The organism is Rhizobacter sp. P3_B12 (assembly GCF_056402895.1).
In genome coordinates this window covers 1-519 of sequence record NZ_JBFUGN010001797.1, presented here as the reverse complement: position 1 = coordinate 519, position 519 = coordinate 1, and the positions used below count along the sequence as shown (strand labels likewise).

General features: G+C 72.6%; 1 protein-coding gene. It reads left to right on the top strand.

What is annotated here, in order from left to right:
* Positions 1–519: DUF2339 domain-containing protein (locus AC1D01_RS38270; protein WP_477875250.1), on the top strand; the 519-nt coding region annotated here is incomplete at both ends.

Sequence of the window (519 nt, the reverse complement as noted above, 5' to 3'; positions counted from 1 at the left end):
CACTCGGCCTGCTGCTGTGGGTGTGGGGCGCGAACGCGCACGACGGCACGGCCGCGCCGCTGCCGTACCTGCCGCTGCTGAACCCGCTGGAGATCGGGCAGTGCCTCGCGCTGCTGGTGCTGGCGCTGTGGCTGCGCGCGCTGCCGCAGCCGGTGCGCGAGCGCGTGCCGCCGGCGGCCGTGCTCGGTGTGCTGGGCCTGAGCGCCTTCGCGGTCTACACCGGGCTGGTGCTGCGCCTGGCCCACCACGCGGCCGAGGTGCCGTGGGACGAGGCTTCGCTGTTCGCGTCGACGCTGACGCAGGCGATGCTGTCGGTGGCCTGGTCGCTGGTCGGCGTCGGGTTGATGCTGCTGGGCCACCGGCGCGTGCTGCGCACGGTGTGGATCGTCGGCGCGGGGCTGCTGGGCATCGTCGTGCTGAAGCTGTTCTTCGTCGAGCTGGCCGACCAGGGCGGGCTGTACCGCATCGTGTCCTTCATCGTGGTCGGCGTGCTGCTGCTGGTGGTGGGGTACTTTGCCC